General features: G+C 61.5%; 13 protein-coding genes and 1 riboswitch. Of the genes, 11 read left to right on the forward strand and 2 right to left on the reverse strand.

Going from position 1 to position 17,170, the window contains the following annotated elements:
* Positions 1–2 precede the first annotated feature (2 nt).
* The gene (gene waaA / locus AB4N41_RS11265) at positions 3–1,277 is read left to right on the forward strand and encodes a lipid IV(A) 3-deoxy-D-manno-octulosonic acid transferase (protein WP_252877321.1); all 1,275 of its coding nucleotides are present in this window, start codon (positions 3–5) and stop codon (positions 1,275–1,277) included.
* 1,005 nt (positions 1,278–2,282) lie between these two features.
* On the opposite strand, the gene AB4N41_RS11270 is transcribed toward waaA, so the two are convergent.
* The gene (locus AB4N41_RS11270; RefSeq protein WP_150638304.1) at positions 2,283–3,716 is read right to left on the reverse strand and encodes a TolC family outer membrane protein; all 1,434 of its coding nucleotides are present in this window, start codon (positions 3,714–3,716) and stop codon (positions 2,283–2,285) included.
* Positions 3,717–3,920: 204 nt separating this feature from the next.
* A riboswitch (TPP riboswitch) is annotated at positions 3,921–4,026 on the forward strand.
* A gap of 145 nt (positions 4,027–4,171) precedes the next feature.
* Between AB4N41_RS11270 and thiC the strand changes: the two genes are divergently transcribed.
* Positions 4,172–6,061 carry a phosphomethylpyrimidine synthase ThiC gene (thiC, locus tag AB4N41_RS11275; protein ID WP_041477643.1) on the forward strand — a complete coding sequence of 630 codons (1,890 nt, stop codon included), beginning with the start codon at positions 4,172–4,174 and terminating at the stop codon, positions 6,059–6,061.
* Positions 6,062–6,201: 140 nt separating this feature from the next.
* A complete protein-coding gene (gene cytX, locus AB4N41_RS11280) occupies positions 6,202–7,494 on the forward strand; it encodes a putative hydroxymethylpyrimidine transporter CytX (protein WP_056787515.1) in 1,293 nt (430 codons plus the stop codon).
* Here the strand turns inward: cytX and AB4N41_RS11285 are convergent.
* Positions 7,463–8,209 carry an RsiV family protein gene (locus tag AB4N41_RS11285; protein WP_252877322.1) on the reverse strand — a complete coding sequence of 249 codons (747 nt, stop codon included), beginning with the start codon at positions 8,207–8,209 and terminating at the stop codon, positions 7,463–7,465. The genes cytX and AB4N41_RS11285 overlap by 32 nt on opposite strands.
* Before the next feature lie 227 nt (positions 8,210–8,436).
* Here AB4N41_RS11285 and AB4N41_RS11290 point away from each other — a divergent pair, with 227 nt between their 5' ends.
* From AB4N41_RS11290 to parC, 8 genes are all read left to right on the forward strand, one after another.
* On the forward strand, positions 8,437–9,054 hold the full coding sequence (locus AB4N41_RS11290; protein ID WP_236168143.1) for an NUDIX domain-containing protein: 618 nt from the start codon (positions 8,437–8,439) through the stop codon (positions 9,052–9,054).
* Positions 9,045–9,497 (forward strand): DUF1249 domain-containing protein, encoded by a 453-nt coding sequence (locus AB4N41_RS11295; protein WP_016771972.1) that lies wholly within the window; start codon positions 9,045–9,047, stop codon positions 9,495–9,497. The genes AB4N41_RS11290 and AB4N41_RS11295 overlap by 10 nt, the downstream gene beginning before the upstream one ends.
* Positions 9,498–9,594: 97 nt before the next feature.
* A complete protein-coding gene (cpdA, locus tag AB4N41_RS11300; RefSeq protein WP_252877323.1) occupies positions 9,595–10,410 on the forward strand; it encodes a 3',5'-cyclic-AMP phosphodiesterase in 816 nt (271 codons plus the stop codon).
* A 291-nt stretch (positions 10,411–10,701) separates the two neighbouring features.
* Positions 10,702–11,310 carry a YqiA/YcfP family alpha/beta fold hydrolase gene (locus tag AB4N41_RS11305; protein ID WP_041477646.1) on the forward strand — a complete coding sequence of 203 codons (609 nt, stop codon included), beginning with the start codon at positions 10,702–10,704 and terminating at the stop codon, positions 11,308–11,310.
* Between the two features lie 41 nt (positions 11,311–11,351).
* The gene (parE, locus tag AB4N41_RS11310; RefSeq protein ID WP_095180975.1) at positions 11,352–13,259 is read left to right on the forward strand and encodes a DNA topoisomerase IV subunit B; all 1,908 of its coding nucleotides are present in this window, start codon (positions 11,352–11,354) and stop codon (positions 13,257–13,259) included.
* The gene (locus AB4N41_RS11315; RefSeq protein ID WP_150741674.1) at positions 13,259–14,248 is read left to right on the forward strand and encodes an esterase-like activity of phytase family protein; all 990 of its coding nucleotides are present in this window, start codon (positions 13,259–13,261) and stop codon (positions 14,246–14,248) included. Before parE ends, AB4N41_RS11315 begins: the two co-directional genes overlap by 1 nt.
* Complete coding sequence (locus AB4N41_RS11320; protein WP_150741673.1) at positions 14,245–14,769, forward strand: retropepsin-like aspartic protease family protein; 525 nt, start codon at positions 14,245–14,247, stop codon at positions 14,767–14,769. Before AB4N41_RS11315 ends, AB4N41_RS11320 begins: the two co-directional genes overlap by 4 nt.
* 7 nt (positions 14,770–14,776) lie before the next feature.
* Positions 14,777–17,041, forward strand: coding sequence for a DNA topoisomerase IV subunit A (gene parC / locus AB4N41_RS11325; protein WP_024011349.1), 2,265 nt, complete (start codon positions 14,777–14,779; stop codon positions 17,039–17,041).
* The last annotated feature ends 129 nt before the right edge of the window (positions 17,042–17,170 follow it).

The following is a 17,170-nucleotide window of genomic DNA, read 5'->3' on the forward strand; positions in this document are numbered from 1 at the left end:
CCATGAATAGAACTCTCTACACCGCGCTGTTTTACCTGGGGCTGCCATTGGTGGCGATTCGACTATGGCTGCGTGCGCGCAAGGCGCCGGCGTATGCCAAACGCATTGGCGAGCGCTTTACTTATGGCATGCCGACGTTGCAGCCCGGTGGCATCTGGGTGCACGCGGTGTCGGTCGGCGAAAGCATTGCCGCCGCGCCGATGATCCGCGCGCTGCTGGAACGCTATCCGACGCTGCCGATCACCGTGACCTGCATGACCCCGACCGGTTCGGAGCGGATTCAGGCACTGTTTTCCAACGAGCCGCACATTCAACACTGCTATCTGCCGTATGACTTGCCTTGTGCGGCGGCGCGTTTTCTTGATCGCGTACAGCCCAGGCTTGCAGTGATCATGGAGACCGAGCTGTGGCCTAACCATATTCATCAATGTGCCAAGCGCGGGATTCCGGTGGCGTTGGCCAATGGGCGGTTGTCGCAGCGTTCCGCCAAAGGCTATGGCCGCTTCAGCAAACTCACTGCGCCGATGCTCGCCGAGATGAGTTTGCTGGCCGTGCAGACCGCAGCCGAGGCCCAGCGCTTCCGCGATCTTGGCGCACGTCCGGAAACTGTCGAGGTCACCGGTTCGATCAAGTTCGACCTGACCATCGACCCGCAACTGTTGCAGCGTGCAGCCGAACTGCGCAGCCGGTGGCAGGCGCAGGATCGCCCGGTATGGATCGCTGCGAGCACCCACGAAGGCGAAGACGAAGTGGTGCTCGACGCCCATCGTCGTTTGCTGGGCAGTCATCCCGATGCGTTGCTGGTTCTGGTGCCGCGTCATCCCGAGCGTTTCAATTCGGTGTTCGACTTGTGCCAGCGCGAAGGTTTCGCCACGGTACGTCGCTCGACCGGGGCCAATGTCGATGCGCAAACGAGCGTGCTGCTCGGCGACACCATGGGTGAGTTGCTGTTTCTCTATGCCCTGGCCGACAGCGCATTTGTCGGCGGCAGTCTGGTGCCGAACGGCGGGCACAACCTGCTCGAACCCGCCGCGCTGGCGAAACCGGTACTCAGCGGCCCGCACCTGTTCAACTTCCTCGACATCGCCGCGCAATTGCGCGAAGCCGGGGCGTTGGCCGAAGTGGATGATGCCGAAGGGCTCGCAGTCGAGGTGCAGCGCTTGTTCGAACTGCCGCGTGATGCGCAGCGCATGGCCGAGGCCGGGCTGGCGGTGATGCGCCGCAATCAGGGCGCGTTGCAGCGCTTGCTGGATGGCTTGGCGCGGCTGATCCAATAGTCGCCTGGAATATCAGGGTGGCGAGGGGATTCATCCCCGCTGGGTTGCGAAGCGGCCCAAAAACCATTCAGCGCGGTCATTCAGTCAGATCTGACAAGCAGGATTCACGACTGCTGCGCAGCCGGACGGGGATAAATCCCCTCACCACAGGGATTCATCCCCGCTGGGTTGCGAAGCAGCCCCAAAACCATTCAACGCGGTGATTCAGTCAGATCTGGCAAGCAGGATTTACGACTGCTGCGCAGCCGATCGGGGATAAATCCCCTCACCACAGGGACTCATCCCCGCTGGGTTGCGAAGCAGCCACAAGACCATTCAACGCGGTGATTCAGTCAGATCTGGCAAGCAGGATTTACGACTGCTGCGCAGCCGGACGGGGATAATCCCCTCACCACATGGGATTCATTCCAGATTGTTTATGGCCGGGGCCTTTGGCTGGATGGTCTGGCGCGGCTGATCCAATAGTCGCCTGGAATATTACTGTGGTGAGGGGATTTATCCCCGTTGGGTTGCGAAGCAGCCCCAAAACCATTCAGCGCGTTGATTCAGTTAGATCTGGCAAGTCGGATTTACGACTGCTGCGCAGCCGGACGGGGATAAATCCCCTCACCACAGGGATTCATCCCCGCTGGGTTGCGAAGCAGCCCCAAAACCATTCAGCGCGGTGATTCAGTCAAATCTGGCAAGCAGGATTTACGACTGCTGCGCAGCCGGACGGGGATAAATCCCCTCGCCACAGGGATTCATCCCCGCTGGGTTGCGAAGCAGCCCCAAAACCATTCAACGCGGTGATTCAGTCAGATCTGGCAAGCAGGATTTACGACTGCTGCGCAGCCGGACGGGGATAAATCCCCTCGCCACAGGGATTCATCCCCGCTGGGTTGCGAAGCGGCCCCGAAACCATTCAACGCGGTGATTCAGTCAAATCTGGCAAGCAGGATTTACGACTGCTGCGCAGCCGGACGGGATAAATCCCCTCACCACATGGGATTCATTCCAGATTGTTTATGGCCGGGCCTTGAGCTGCGCTTCCGCCGCCGACGCCAGATCCGGCGGCAGGAAGTCCTTGTCCGGGTTGTAATCGGCTTTCAGATAGCGCCGCAGATCTTCCAGATCACCCGGGTTCAGCGTCCCCGCCGCCTGCTTCAGGCGCAGGTTGTCGAGGATGTAGTCGTAGCGGGTGTTGTTGTAGTTGCGCACCGAGGTGTACAGCTGGCGCTGCGCATCGAGCACGTCGACGATGTTGCGCGTGCCGACCTGATAACCGATTTCCGTGGCTTCCACCGCACTCTGGTTGGAGATGATCGACTGGCGGCGCGCCTGCACCTGCTCGACGTCGGTGTTCACCGCGCGGTGCAGATTGCGGGTGTTTTCAACTACTTGCCGGCGCAGCGATTCGCGCTGCTGTTCGCTCTGATCCAGTTGCGCATAGGACTGACGCACTTGCGAACTGGTCAGCCCGCCGCTGTAGATCGGGATGTTCAGTTGCAGGCCCAGCGTGCTCTGCTCGACGTTGCCGCCATAAGGTGCGCCGAACGAGTTGGGGTTGGCGAAGCCGAGGGCGTCGTTGTCGCCTTTCTCGTATTTGGCCACGGCGTCGAGGGTCGGCAAGTGGCCGGCCTTGCGCTGCCTGAGCGTCTGCTCGGCGGAGCTGACCGCGTAGTTGCTGGCGAGCAGATTGAGGTTCTGCCGCGCCGCCGTGTCGACCCAGGATTTCGCATCGTTGGGCGAAGGCGGCAGAATCGGCAGCGTGTGGACGATGCCCTGAATCGAGTTGTACTGACGGTTGGTCAGGGTGATCAGCGCCTGGAACGCATCATCGACCTGACGCTGGGCGACGATGCGGTTGGCTCGCGCGGTGTCGTAACTGGCTTGCGATTGCAGCACGTCGGTCTTGTCCGAAAGGCCGACATCGAAGCGCTCGTTGGACTGATCGAGCTGACGTTTGAACGCCGCTTCTTCAGCCTTGGTCGAGGCCAGATTGTCCTGGCTGCGCAGCACGTTGAAGTAGCTTTCGGCGCTCTGCAGGATCAGGTTCTGCTCGGTGGCCGAGAGCTGCAGCGCGGCCTGTTCGTTGACGTCTTTGGCTGCTTGATACTGGAACCAGCGATCGGCGCGGAACAGCGGCTGCGCGAGTGTCGCCTGATAGGAATGCGCGCTGCGGTTGGCGACGGCCGAAGGCTGGTCGATCGAGGTGCGCACGTCGGCGACTTCGGCGCCACCGGACAGGTTCGGCAGCAGACCGGCGCGGGCCTGCGGCACCACTTCTTTCTGCGCGCCATACTGGGCGCGGGCCGCCGCGAGGTCGGCGTTATTGTCGACCGCTTCCTGATAGACGCTGACCAGATCGGTTTTGGTCGACAAGGGTGCTTCCGCTGCCCAGGCCATTGTGTTGGACGCACAGGACACGGCAACAGCCAATGAAAGTTTGCGCAGCATGAGGCGATCCCTAGCATGAATATTATGGAAGTAATCCGGGCGCCAAAGGTAAGGCGCAGCCCGCACAGCGTCAAGGCTGGGCAGGCCAAGCGAGTGTAGTTGCGCATTGCTCCGGCAACAATCGGCCAGCCTGGGTATTTACGCCATTCATCATGGCGTTCGCTGCGGTGTTGGCGTTCCTCGGTGGTTGTGTCTAGACTGGCCGGGTTCTTGTCGGGGTGCCTTGCTATGAGGCTGAGATCGAATAATTTCGGATCCCGTTGAACCTGATCAGGTTAGCGCCTGCGTAGGGAACAAGATTTCTCGTCACCCGGCGAGTCCTCTTGTGCTTCGTCCGGGATATTGTTCGACAATCGAACGCTCATGACGAATGCACAGCACCGGTCCTGGTGCGTCCGTGCCTTTCAGGTTCTGCTCCGACAATCCACTGCTGGATGCTGTCTGGAGAGCCCGTGATGACAACAAAAGAAAAAAACGCGATCAACCTGAGTGACTCGGCCAAGGTCGACGAGCAATCGGTCAAGCCGTTCACCCGTTCGCAAAAAATCTACGTTCAGGGCTCGCGCCCGGACATCCGCGTGCCGATGCGCGAAATCAGCCTCGATGTAACCCCGACCGATTTCGGCGGCGAGATCAATGCGCCGGTCACGGTCTACGACACCTCCGGCCCGTACACTGACCCGAACGTGGTCATCGATGTGCGCAAAGGTCTGGCCGATGTGCGTTCAGCGTGGATCGATGACCGTGGCGATACCGAGCGCCTGCCGGGCCTGAGCTCGAACTTCGGCCAGCAGCGTCTGGCCGATGCCGAGCTGACCAAACTGCGCTTCGCCCACGTCAACAACCCGCGCCGCGCCAAGGCCGGGGCCAACGTCAGCCAGATGCACTACGCGCGCAAAGGCATCATCACCGCCGAGATGGAATACGTCGCCATCCGCGAAAACATGAAGCTGCAAGAGGCCCGCGCAGCCGGTTTGCTCAAACAGCAACATGCCGGCCACAGCTTCGGCGCAAGCATTCCGCAAGAAATCACCCCTGAATTCGTCCGCGAAGAAATCGCCCGTGGCCGCGCGATCATTCCCGCCAACATCAACCACGTCGAACTGGAACCGATGATCATCGGTCGTAACTTCCTGGTGAAGATCAACGGCAACATCGGCAACAGCGCCTTGGGTTCTTCGATCGAAGAAGAAGTGGCGAAACTGACCTGGGGCATTCGCTGGGGCTCGGACACGGTGATGGACCTGTCCACCGGCAAACACATTCACGAAACCCGCGAGTGGATCATCCGCAACTCGCCGGTGCCGATCGGTACCGTGCCGATCTATCAGGCGCTGGAGAAGGTCAACGGCGTCGCTGAAGACCTGACCTGGGAGCTGTTCCGCGACACCCTGATCGAACAGGCCGAGCAGGGCGTCGACTACTTCACCATTCACGCCGGCGTGCTCCTGCGTTACGTGCCGCTGACCGCCAAACGCGTCACCGGCATCGTCTCCCGTGGCGGTTCGATCATGGCCAAGTGGTGCCTGGCGCACCACAAAGAGAACTTCCTCTACACCCACTTCGACGAAATCTGCGAAATCATGAAGGCCTACGACGTCAGCTTCTCGCTGGGCGATGGCCTGCGTCCGGGCTCGATTGCCGACGCCAACGACGAAGCGCAATTCGGCGAACTGGAAACCCTCGGCGAGCTGACCAAGATCGCCTGGAAACACGACGTGCAATGCATGATCGAAGGCCCGGGCCACGTGCCGATGCAATTGATCAAAGAGAACATGGACAAGCAGCTCGAATGCTGCGACGAGGCGCCGTTCTACACCCTCGGCCCGCTGACTACCGACATTGCGCCGGGCTATGACCACATCACCTCGGGTATCGGCGCGGCGATGATCGGCTGGTTCGGTTGCGCGATGCTCTGCTACGTGACGCCGAAGGAGCACTTGGGCCTGCCGAACAAGGATGACGTGAAGACCGGGATCATCACTTACAAGATCGCCGCCCACGCAGCGGACCTGGCCAAGGGACACCCGGGCGCGCAGATTCGTGATAACGCACTGAGCAAGGCGCGTTTCGAATTCCGCTGGGAAGACCAGTTCAACCTCGGCCTGGATCCGGACACCGCGCGCTCCTATCACGACGAAACCCTGCCGAAGGACTCGGCCAAGGTCGCGCACTTCTGCTCGATGTGCGGGCCGAAATTCTGCTCGATGAAGATCACCCAGGAAGTCCGTGAATACGCAGCCAACCAACGCATTGACGCGGTCGATGTGGACGTCGCCAAGGGGCTAGCTGAGCAGGCCGAGCGGTTCAAGAAGGAAGGCAGTCAGCTGTACAAGAAAGTTTGACCCCGTACTGATCGTTCCCGCGCTCCGCGTGGGAATGCAGCCCGTGACGCTCCGCGTCACTGGACGCGGAGCGTCCCGAGAGGCATTCCCACGCAGAGCGTGGGAACGATCACAACAAATGTCCCTTTGAGATAACACCCTTGAGCATTCAACCCGGCACTTATTCCCCCGATCTCGCCGTCCCCGCTGCAAAGCGTGTGTTCGGCGGGCGCGATCTGTTTTCCCTGTGGTTCTCCCTCGGCATCGGCCTGATGGTTTTGCAGACCGGCGCATTGCTCGCGCCGGGTCTGGGTCTGTCCGGTTCTTTGCTGGCGATCTTCCTTGGCACGCTGGTGGGCGTGCTGTTGCTGGCTGCAGTCGGCGTGATCGGCAGCGACACCGGCCTGTCATCGATGGCGGCGCTGAAGCTCAGCCTCGGCAGCAAAGGCGCGAGCCTGCCGGCGCTGCTCAATCTGCTGCAACTGATCGGCTGGGGCTCGTTCGAAATCATCGTCATGCGCGACGCCGCCAGTCTGCTCGGCAGCCGCGCCTTCAGCGAAGGTTCGCTGTGGGCCAATCCGATTCTGTGGACGCTGTTCTTCGGTGCGCTGGCGACCTTGCTCGCGGTGAGCGGGCCGTTGACGTTCGTGCGGCAGATTCTGCGCAAGTGGGGCATCTGGCTGTTGCTCGCCGCGTGCCTGTGGCTGACCTGGAACCTGTTCGCCAAAGCCGACCTCGCGGCGCTGTGGGCGCGCGCCGGTGACGGTTCGATGCCGTTCGCCGTGGGCTTCGACATTGCCATCGCCATGCCGCTGTCGTGGCTGCCGTTGATTGCCGACTACTCGCGTTTCGGCAAGCGTGCGAAGAATGTTTTCGGTGGCACGGCTGTGGGTTTTTTCATCGGTAACTTCTGGCTGATGAGCCTTGGCGTGGCCTACACCCTGGCGTTCGCGCCGAGCGGTGAAGTCAATGCGTTGCTGCTGGCCTTGGCTGGCGCCGGTCTGGGCATTCCGCTGTTGCTGATTCTGCTCGACGAGTCGGAAAACGCTTTTGCCGATATTCATTCGGCGGCGGTATCGAGCGGGATTCTGTTGCGTCTGAAAGTCGAGCATCTGGCCTTGGCCATCGGCGTGATCTGCACGCTGATCGCACTGCTGGCGCCGTTGGCGCAGTACCAGAATTTCCTGCTGTTGATCGGCTCGGTGTTCGCGCCGCTGTTCGGCGTGGTGCTGGTGGATCACTTCATCCTGCGCAAGCGCAGTGCTCAGGTCGCGTCAGCCGCATTGCGCTGGCCGGCGTTGCTGGCGTGGCTGGGTGGTGTGAGCACCTACCACTTGCTGGCGAATCTGTATCCGGATGTCGGCGCAACCCTGCCGGCGTTGGTGCTGGCAGGGCTGTTGCAGTTAGTGCTGGGCCGGGCCTTCAGTTACGGCCGGGAAACAGCTCAGGCTTGAGAATGCCGTTCAGGCGCGGGTAAGGAATCTTCAGTTCGACGTGGCCCAGCGCATAAGGCGCGATGGTAGTCACGTCGTACTTGAGGATCACGCCACCATAGGTCAGCGCCACGTGCGGGGTTTTCACGAACGGCCAGTTCGCGACGAATTCCGCCTCCTGATCGAGTTTGGTACTGATCAGCCAACTGTTGTGCGCCACTTGCGCGGCTTTCCAGAACGCCTCTTCCTGCCCCGGCAGCAACATGTCGGACAGGTTCAGCACCTTGTGCTGCTGGCGCGAATAGTTGATGAAACCGCGACCCGGCGTGCCGTGGGCGCCGCCGGTGTCGAGGTAGCTCGACAGCTCGATGATCACCAGTCCGTCATGCTGCTCGCGTACTTTCGCTTGCAGATAGCTGCTGTTGCGCGGGCCGGCGCTGGCGAGGAACTGCTCGCGGTAGGCGGCCAGGGTTGGCGCTACGAGTGCGTTCTTCTCGGTGCGGGTCATTTGCAGCAGACGTTTTTCGATGATGCCATCCAGCGCCGGCTCGTCCGGGAAGCGCAGGGTGTCGATGTTCACCAGCGGGCAATCGGGGTTGGAACAACCGGGTTTGAGTTGTTCCGAGGCGTCGCGGGTGGTTTCCAGCGGCGTGCGATAGTTGGGCTGGAACAGGCTGGCACAAGCGCCCAGAGTCAGGGCAATAGCGGCCACAGAGGCAATTTTGAAAAGCGACATGGGCGTCCTTTCGAAAGCAGGGGAAGGCAAAAAGATACCGCTTCGACTCTCAACGGAGCAGTCAGTTCGCCACTAAGCTGATTAGAGTGTGTTTCACCGTCACCGTCCATCCCGCTGACGGTAAAGGGGCTGCATCAAACGGTGCGGGCGCGTTAGGATGGCGCGAAGTCGAGGTTGCCGGTTGTACACAGCAACCTCGTAATGGATGTGCAGTAAAGAGGAAGATTATGACTGACTTTGCCAACGCCATTCCGACCGCCGTGGATATCGTGCGGCGCGAAAAATGCTACGAGGGCTTTTACAAGCTTGACCGTGTGCACCTGCGCCATGAGCTGTTCGCCGGTGGCATGAGCCGCGAGATCAATCGTGAAATCTTCGTGCGCCACGATGCCGTGTGCGTCCTGCCTTACGATCCGCAGCGCGATGAAGTGGTGTTGATCGAGCAGTTTCGTGTCGGCGCCATGGGCAAGGCCGACAACCCGTGGCTGGTCGAACTGGTCGCCGGTCTGATCGACAAGGATGAGCAACCGGAAGAAGTTGCTCACCGCGAGGCGCAGGAGGAAGCTGGGCTGGACATCAAGGCGTTGTGGCCGATGACCAAGTACTTCCCCTCGCCGGGTGGCAGCAACGAATTCGTGCATTTGTATCTGGGGCGTTGCAGCACCGACGGTGTCGGCGGTCTGCACGGGCTGGAAGAAGAGGCCGAAGACATTCGCGTAACGGTCTGGGCATTTGAAGATGCCTGGCAGGCCGTGCGTGACGGACGGATTGCCAACGCGGCGAGCATCATCGCCTTGCAGTGGCTGGCGCTCAACCGCGCCGAAGTGAGGGGGCTATGGTCGTAAACAAGCTGCGCGATCGTTATCGGGTTGACCTCGTAGGGCTGCAAGCCGCCTGCGAGGCCAACTACGCGCGCCTGATGCGACTGCTGCCGGACATGCGCAACGAACCCGAGGCGCGGCGTATCGCTGTGACCCAGGGCGAGCAGATGCTTGGAGTGCTCGCTCTCGAGGTGTTGCAGACCTGCCCGTACACCACGACCTTGCAGGTGCGCCAGGAGCACAGTCTGCCGTGGTTGCCGGTGCCGCAACTGGAAGTGCAGGTCTACCACGACGCGCGCATGGCCGAAGTGGTCAGCGCCGAGCATGCACGACGCTTTCGCGGCATCTATCCTTATCCGAACGCCGCCATGCACCAGCCCGATGAAAAGGCCCAGCTCAATGTGTTTCTGGGCGAATGGCTGAGTCATTGCCTGGCGTTGGGGCACGAGTACGAAGTCGTTCGCTAGTTGTGAACTGCGTCCGCTTCGGCGGTTTCCCCTTTGTGTCATCCCCCAGCATAATTGCCGCACCCATCCATTGCGTGCTTAGCCCCGGGAGAGCGCCTTGCCCAGCGTATCGACATTGACCAGCGCCGACCCGGCGCTGCTGGTGCAGTTGTCCGACAGCCACCTGTTCGCCGAGGCGGACGGCACGCTGCTGGGCATGAAGACCCGCGAGAGCCTGCAACAGGTCATCGACCTGGTGTTGGCGCAACAGGCGCAGATCGACCTGGTGCTGGCGACCGGCGATATTTCCCAGGACGGCACGCTGCAGTCGTATCAGGCATTCCGCCAACTGAGCGCGCAGATCAGTGCACCCGCGCGCTGGATTCCCGGCAATCACGACGAGCCGATGGTCATGGCCGAGGCGGCGGTGCAAAGCACGCTCCTGGAGCCGGTGGTCGATATTGGCAATTGGCGGGTGACGATGCTGGATTCTGCGGTGCCGGGTTCGGTGCCGGGCTATCTGCAGGATGATCAATTGCAACTGCTCGCCCGCGCGCTGAGCGAGGCGCCTGAGCGCCATCATCTGGTGTGCCTGCATCATCACCCGGTGTCGATCGGCTGCGCGTGGATGGAGCCGATCGGCTTGCGCAACCCGGAAGCGTTCTTTGAAGTGCTGGATCGCTTCCCGCAGGTTCGCGCGGTGTTGTGGGGGCATGTGCATCAGGAAATCGATCGCGAACGCAATGGCGTGCGTTTGATGGCTTCGCCTTCGACGTGCATCCAGTTCGAGCCGGGGAGTGCGGATTTCAAAGTGGGCGAGCAGGCGCCGGGGTATCGCTGGTTGCGATTGTTGCCGGACGGGAAATTGGAAACGGGCGTCGAAAGAGTCACCGACTTCGAGTTCACAGTCGATTACGGCTCCAACGGTTACTGAACTGACAATCAAAGACCCTCACCCCAGCCCTCTCCCAGAGGGAGAGGGGGCCGACCGCGGTGTCTTTGGCTGTGCATCGACCTGAAACAGCGATATCGATTATGGATTCGCAGCAAAACGCTCAGGTCGGTGTAGCTCTCGAATATCCCCCAGTCGGTTCCCCTCTCCCTCCGGGAGAGGGTTAGGGTGAGGGCAGCTTGTGCTGTCACACCAATTTATTGAACCCACCCCCAATCCCGGTCCTTCTCCCTGTAAACTCCGCTATCTTTCGCCGACAGCCAGGGAGCTCAAATGTCCGGTTCGATCCTCTATATCCACGGTTTCAACAGCGCGCCGGCCTCGAAGAAGGCCTGTCAGCTGGTCGCGGTCATGGAGCGGCTGGGGTTGAGCGGGCAATTGCGCGTGCCGGCGCTGCATCACCATCCGCGTGAAGCCATCGGTCAGCTCGAGCAGGCAATCGCCGAGCTGGGCCGGCCGTTGCTGGTGGGAAGTTCGCTCGGCGGCTACTATGCGACTCACCTGGCCGAGCGCCATGGCCTGAAAGCCCTGCTGGTCAACCCGGCGGTCAGCCCGCACCGGATGTTCGATGGTTATCTGGGCACGCAGCAGAACCTCTACACCGATGAAACCTGGGAACTGACCCACGACCACGTCACGGCGCTGGCCGAACTGGAAGTGCCACCACCGCAGGATCCGCAGCGTTATCAGGTCTGGTTGCAAACCGGCGACGAAACGCTGGATTATCGCCTCGCCCAACAGTATTACCGCGCCTGTGCCTTGCGCATCCAGGCCGGCGGCGACCACAGTTTCCAGGGCTTTGCCGGGCAATTGCCGGCGTTGCTGAGTTTTGCCGGCATGGCTGCCGATATGTATCAGGCAATCGATTTCACCACGCTGTGAAGTCTTGCCCCTCTTTCATGAATGACTGACGACGAGACCTTATGGCCACTCCCAGCGCTAGTTCTTATAACGCCGACGCCATCGAAGTCCTCTCGGGCCTCGACCCGGTGCGCAAACGCCCCGGCATGTACACCGACACCAGTCGGCCGAACCACCTCGCCCAGGAAGTCATCGACAACAGCGTCGACGAAGCCCTGGCCGGCCACGCCAAATCGGTGCAGGTCATCCTGCACGCCGACCATTCGCTGGAAGTCAGCGACGACGGCCGTGGCATGCCGGTCGACATTCACCCGGAAGAGGGTGTGTCCGGCGTCGAACTGATCCTCACCAAGCTGCATGCGGGCGGCAAGTTCTCCAACAAGAACTACCAGTTCTCCGGCGGCTTGCACGGTGTGGGTATTTCCGTGGTCAACGCGCTGTCGACCGAAGTGCGCGTACGGGTCAAACGTGACGGCAACGAATACCAGATGACCTTCAAGGACGGCTTCAAGGCCTCCGAGCTGGAAATCGTCGGCACCGTCGGCAAGCGCAACACCGGCACCAGCGTGTACTTCGCGCCGGACCCGAAATACTTCGACTCACCGAAATTCTCCATCAGCCGCCTCAAGCATGTGCTCAAGGCCAAGGCTGTGTTGTGCCCGGGGCTGCTGGTCAGCTTCGAAGACAAAGGCACCGGCGAGAAAGTCGAGTGGCATTACGAAGACGGCCTGCGCTCCTACCTGGTCGATGCGGTCAGCGAATTCGAACGTCTGCCGAACGAGCCGTTCTGCGGCGCTTTCGCCGGTAATAAAGAAGCGGTCGACTGGGCACTGTTGTGGCTGCCGGAAGGTGGCGACGCGGTGCAGGAAAGCTACGTCAACCTGATCCCGACCGCCCAGGGCGGTACGCACGTCAACGGTCTGCGTCAGGGCCTGCTCGATGCGATGCGCGAGTTCTGCGAGTTCCGCAGCCTGCTGCCGCGCGGCGTGAAGCTGGCGCCGGAAGACGTCTGGGAGCGCATCGCTTTTGTCTTGTCGATGAAGATGCAGGAACCGCAATTCTCCGGCCAGACCAAAGAGCGTCTGTCTTCCCGTGAAGCAGCGGCGTTCGTCTCCGGTGTGGTTAAAGACGCTTTCAGCCTGTGGCTCAACGCCAACCCGGAAACCGGTCTGGCCCTGGCCGAATTGGCGATCAACAACGCCGGCCGCCGTCTCAAGGCGAGCAAGAAAGTCGAGCGCAAACGCGTCACCCAAGGCCCGGCGCTGCCCGGCAAACTGGCTGACTGCGCCGGGCAGGACCCGATGCGTTCCGAGCTGTTCCTGGTCGAGGGTGACTCCGCCGGCGGTTCGGCCAAGCAAGCGCGGGACAAGGAGTTCCAGGCGATCCTGCCGTTGCGCGGCAAGATCCTCAACACCTGGGAAGTCGACGGCAGCGAAGTGCTCGCCAGCCAGGAAGTGCATAACATCGCCGTGGCCATCGGCGTCGATCCGGGCGCGGCGGACATGAGCCAGCTGCGCTACGGCAAGATCTGCATCCTCGCCGACGCCGACTCCGACGGTCTGCACATTGCGACTTTGCTGTGTGCGCTGTTCGTCCAGCATTTCCGCCCGTTGGTGGATGCCGGTCACGTCTACGTGGCGATGCCGCCGCTGTACCGCATCGACCTCGGCAAAGAGATCTACTACGCCCTCGACGAAGCCGAGCGCGACGGCATTCTCGATCGCCTGGTGGCCGAAAAGAAACGCGGCAAGCCGCAGGTCACCCGATTCAAAGGTCTGGGTGAAATGAACCCGCCGCAGTTGCGTGAAACCACCATGGACCCGAACACCCGGCGTCTGGTGCAGTTGACGCTGGGCGAAGACTTCGCCGAAACCTCGGAAATGATGGATATGCTGCTGGCGAAGAAACGCGCCGGTGACCGCAAGACCTGGCTCGAATCCAAAGGCAACCTCGCCGAGGTGCTGGCCTGATGCAGTTTGGCTGGGCCTTGGCGGGTGCGTTGCTGCTGAGTGCGCTGAGCGTGTCGGCCGAGCCGCTGCAACAATTGCGGCTGCTTTCCGAACACCCGGTCGAAGGCATGCGCGGCGGTAACCTGTCGGGTCTGGCCATGTGCGGCAATGAGCTGTGGACGGTTTCCGATCGCGATGACGAGCAGATCTATCGGCTCGATACCCGCGATCCGGTCTGGCAGGCGCAAACCGTGCACATCGACGTGCCGCCCGTGCCCGAGAGCGGCTTGCCGTGGGGCTTGAGCTCGCGTACCTGGGCGGCGTCGTTCATTCGCGGGGGCGAACTGGATTTCGAAGGCATCAGTTGCGACAGCGCTGGCAATCGCTACATCGTCAGCGAAGCCCATGCGGCGGTGTTGCAGGTGCCGGTCAGTGGCCCGGCGAACTGGCTGAAAATCTCGCCGCTGCTGGTTCGCGAAGCGCGGGCGAGCGGCCTGCTGCTCAAGTTCAATTCGATCTTCGAAGGCCTGGCGATCAACCCGGCCGGTGATCAGATATGGCTGGCCGCCGAACGGCAAAAGCGCGGCCTGCTGCTGATCAAGCGCCAGCAGACGGTGTGGGATTGTGACGGTCGCTGCGTGCTGCTCAGTGAGGGCGGCAAGGAGATGCAGCCGCCACAGTTTCCCAAGGCGAAAGCGGTTCATCGCGACTTTTCCGATATTTCCTTGTTCAACGGCAAGCTGTTTACCCTTGAGCGCAACGCTTTCGAGATCTGCCGTCGCGATGCACAGACGGCCAAGGTCGAGCAATGCTGGTCGTATGCTGGCGAACTGTTGCGGGAAAATCGCCGCTACTCGCAGAACTACGGACTGGAAGAAGCGCTGATCATTGATGCCGAAGGTGCGTGGATCGGCGTCGACAACAATTTTGGCCCGCGTGCCGACGGCGAAGTCCGCCCGGTGGTCTGGCGCTTCGCCGCGCCGGACGGTGGCTGGAGTGCCAGGCCATGAGCCAGCAACCGCCGGGCAAGCGTGCCGGTCGGGTGCTAATGGTCCTCGCCTGGTGCGCGGCACTGTTTCTCGCGACGAAATTTTTTGGGCAGTGGGAGCAGCGCCAGCAGAATCCGAACATCGTGGTCACGTCGGAGCAGGGCGAAGGTTTTATCGAAGTGAAACTGGCGAGCAATGCCCAAGGGCATTTTGTCGCCAGCGGCCAGATCAACGGCGAGCCGGTGGAGTTCATGCTCGACACCGGCGCGACCGATGTCGCGATCCCGGCGGATCTGGCCAAGCGTTTGAAGCTGCAAGAAGGTTTCGGCGTGACCCTGAGCACGGCCAATGGCCTGAGCCAGGGCTATCGAACGAAGATTGCCCGCCTGCAACTGGGCGACATCGTGCTGCGGGATGTCCGCGCACTGGTGGCGCCGGGGCTGCATGGCGACCAGGTGCTGCTCGGCATGAGCGCCCTGAACAAACTTGAATTTACCCAGCGCGGTGGCACCATGCTGCTGCGCCAGACAACGAACCGATGAGGCCCGCATGAGCGACTCCCTTGATCTCAGCCTGGATGGTGTAGAACGCCGCTCGCTGGCTGACTTCACCGAAAATGCCTACCTCAACTACTCCATGTACGTGATCATGGACCGCGCCTTGCCGCATATCGGCGACGGCCTGAAGCCGGTACAGCGGCGTATCGTCTACGCCATGAGCGAACTGGGGCTGGACGCTGATTCCAAGCACAAGAAATCGGCGCGTACCGTCGGTGACGTGCTCGGCAAGTTCCACCCCCACGGCGATTCGGCGTGCTACGAAGCGATGGTGCTGATGGCGCAGCCGTTCAGCTATCGCTACACGCTGGTCGACGGCCAGGGCAACTGGGGTGCGCCGGACGATCCGAAGTCCTTCGCCGCCATGCGTTACACCGAAGCGCGGCTGTCGCGCTATTCCGAAGTGCTGCTCAGCGAACTGGGCCAGGGCACCGCGGACTGGGGGCCGAACTTCGACGGCACCCTGCAGGAGCCGCTGGTGTTGCCGGCGCGCCTGCCGAACATTCTGCTCAACGGCACCACCGGTATCGCCGTGGGCATGGCCACCGATGTGCCGCCGCACAACCTGCGTGAAGTCGCCACCGCCTGCGTGCGCTTGCTGGATGAGCCGAAAGCCACGGTCGAACAGCTCTGCGAACACATTCAGGGTCCGGATTATCCGACCGAAGCGGAAATCATCACGCCGCGCGCCGACCTGCTGAAGATGTACGAAACCGGCAAGGGCTCGGTGCGTATGCGCGCCGTGTACCACGTCGAGGACGGCGACATCATCGTCACCGCGCTGCCGCATCAGGTCTCCGGCGCCAAGGTGCTGGAGCAGATCGCCGCGCTGATGCAGGCCAAACCGTCGAAAGCGCCGCAGATCGCCGATCTGCGTGACGAATCCGACCACGAAAACCCGTGCCGCATCGTGATCATCCCGGTCAACAGCCGCGTCGATCACGAAGCGCTGATGCAGCACCTGTTCGCCAGCACCGAGCTGGAATCGACCTACCGGGTCAACGTCAACATCATCGGTCTGGACGGCAAGCCGCAGCTGAAAAACCTCCGTGCGCTGCTGGTCGAATGGCTGGAATTCCGCGTGCTGACCGTGCGTCGCCGCCTGCAATTCCGCCTCGACAAGGTCGAGCGTCGCCTGCACCTGTTGGACGGTTTGCTGATCGCCTACCTCAACCTGGATGAAGTGATCCACATCATCCGCACCGAGGAACATCCGAAAGCCAAGCTCATTGAGCGTTTCGCCCTCAGCGAGATTCAGGCCGACTACATCCTCGACACCCGCTTGCGTCAGTTGGCGCGACTGGAAGAGATGAAGCTGCGCGACGAGCAGGACGAACTGCTCAAGGAACAAGCCAAGCTGCAAGCCCTGCTGGGCAGCGAAGCGAAGCTGAAGAAACTGGTGCGCACCGAGCTGCTCAAAGACGCCGAAACCTACGGCGACGACCGCCGTTCGCCAATCGTCGAGCGCGCCGAAGCCAAGGCGCTGAGCGAACACGATCTGCTGCCGAACGAGAAAGTCACTGTCGTGCTGTCGGAAAAAGGCTGGGTACGTTCGGCCAAGGGCCACGACATCGACGCTACCGGTCTGTCGTACAAGGCCGGCGATGGCTTCAAGACCTCGGCGGCGGGGCGCTCCAACCAGTTTGCCGTGTTCATCGATTCCACCGGTCGCAGCTACTCGGTCGCCGCGCATACCTTGCCGTCGGCCCGTGGCCAGGGCGAACCCTTGACCGGCCGTCTGACGCCGCCACCGGGCGCTTCGTTCGAATGCGTGCTGATGCCCGAAGACGATGCGCTGTACGTGATTGCGTCCGATGCCGGTTACGGCTTCGTGGTCAAAGGCGAAGACCTGCAAGCGAAGAACAAGGCCGGCAAGGCCCTGTTGAGCCTGCCGAACAACGCCAAGGTCATCGCGCCGCGCCCTGTGGCCGATCGTGAGCAGAACTGGCTGGCCTCGGTCACGACCGAAGGTCGCCTGCTGATCTTCAAAATCAGCGATCTGCCACAATTAGGTAAGGGCAAAGGCAACAAGATCATCGGTATATCCGGTGAACGCGTGGCCAGTCGCGAAGAATATGTCACGGACATCGCCGTCCTGCCGGAAGGCGCCACCCTGGTATTGCAGGCTGGCAAACGGACCCTGTCGCTGAAAGCCGACGACCTCGAGCACTACAAAGGTGAGCGTGGACGGCGCGGAAACAAACTTCCGCGGGGCTTCCAGAGAGTGGATGCGCTGCTCGTCGAAAACCTCAATTAGGCGAGAACGCCTTACTAGAGCGTTCGATCTGCGATTAAACGCGTAGATCGACGCTTTGGCGCTGGAGTCGGAACGCATATTCACGGATGATATGGCCTTTCAAGCGCCGGCGTGGCCGAGCGTTCTTCA

The organism is Pseudomonas sp. S2_A10, assembly GCF_054668465.1.

Bases quoted from the DNA above. Each gene is read 5' to 3' on its own strand.
- AB4N41_RS11290 (WP_236168143.1), top strand. From the start codon at position 8,437: ATGACTGACTTTGCCAACGCCATTCCGACCGCCGTGGATATCGTGCGG.
- AB4N41_RS11315 (WP_150741674.1), top strand. From the start codon at position 13,259: ATGCAGTTTGGCTGGGCCTTGGCGGGTGCGTTGCTGCTGAGTGCGCTG.
- AB4N41_RS11295 (WP_016771972.1), top strand. From the start codon at position 9,045: ATGGTCGTAAACAAGCTGCGCGATCGTTATCGGGTTGACCTCGTAGGG.
- AB4N41_RS11320 (WP_150741673.1), top strand. From the start codon at position 14,245: ATGAGCCAGCAACCGCCGGGCAAGCGTGCCGGTCGGGTGCTAATGGTC.
- AB4N41_RS11305 (WP_041477646.1), top strand. From the start codon at position 10,702: ATGTCCGGTTCGATCCTCTATATCCACGGTTTCAACAGCGCGCCGGCC.
- waaA (WP_252877321.1), top strand. From the start codon at position 3: ATGAATAGAACTCTCTACACCGCGCTGTTTTACCTGGGGCTGCCATTG.
- parE (WP_095180975.1), top strand. From the start codon at position 11,352: ATGGCCACTCCCAGCGCTAGTTCTTATAACGCCGACGCCATCGAAGTC.
- AB4N41_RS11270 (WP_150638304.1), bottom strand. From the start codon at position 3,716: ATGCTGCGCAAACTTTCATTGGCTGTTGCCGTGTCCTGTGCGTCCAAC.
- AB4N41_RS11285 (WP_252877322.1), bottom strand. From the start codon at position 8,209: ATGTCGCTTTTCAAAATTGCCTCTGTGGCCGCTATTGCCCTGACTCTG.
- parC (WP_024011349.1), top strand. From the start codon at position 14,777: ATGAGCGACTCCCTTGATCTCAGCCTGGATGGTGTAGAACGCCGCTCG.
- thiC (WP_041477643.1), top strand. From the start codon at position 4,172: ATGACAACAAAAGAAAAAAACGCGATCAACCTGAGTGACTCGGCCAAG.